The following is a 482-nucleotide window of genomic DNA, read 5'->3' as shown; positions in this document are numbered from 1 at the left end:
TTAGCTTTTTCATGATTTTCCTCTCAGATTAATTTATAAAAATAGAGTTCTTTTTACAGCTCTTTGGTACGAACTACTTGCGCCTGATTTTTGTTCGGACGGCGTGTTCGTCGTGACTGAACAAATTTCGTGACCGTCGAAAATGCATTGGCTGCTACCTGCATTTTGCGCGGATCGCGCAGAAGCATTGCTGCTGCCGTCGCCAGGCCGGTAAATAGATTCCGAGCCAGCACTGCCGATTTCGACGTACTGTTATTTGCTTGGAAGTCCGTGCTTCTGGTGCGTGCAGTACGTCGCGTGCCCGATACCTCGCGCGAAGTTTCAGGTAGCAAATACGCTGATCGGCTGTGCAGCGACCGATTTGGCTGGCTCGATCGGTGGGAAATCGCGGTTTTTGCTGAGCGCGTTCCTACCAAGGCGACAGCTGCGCCTGCCGCCGCACTTGCATAAGGATGCTGCACTATCCAACGCATTGTCATGCT

Annotated in this window: 1 protein-coding gene; it reads right to left on the bottom strand. The window is 51.5% G+C overall.

The features are described 5' to 3' along the window. Positions 1–53: 53 nt before the first annotated feature. Positions 54–482: hypothetical protein (locus tag DVK06_RS19455; RefSeq protein ID WP_233561805.1), on the bottom strand; the 429-nt coding region annotated here is incomplete at its 5' end.

The organism is Halorubrum sp. Atlit-28R (assembly GCF_003665955.1).
Lineage (GTDB): Archaea > Halobacteriota > Halobacteria > Halobacteriales > Haloferacaceae > Halorubrum > Halorubrum tropicale.
Note: the sequence above shows the minus strand (reverse complement) of the source record. Positions and strands in the feature narration are given on the sequence as shown.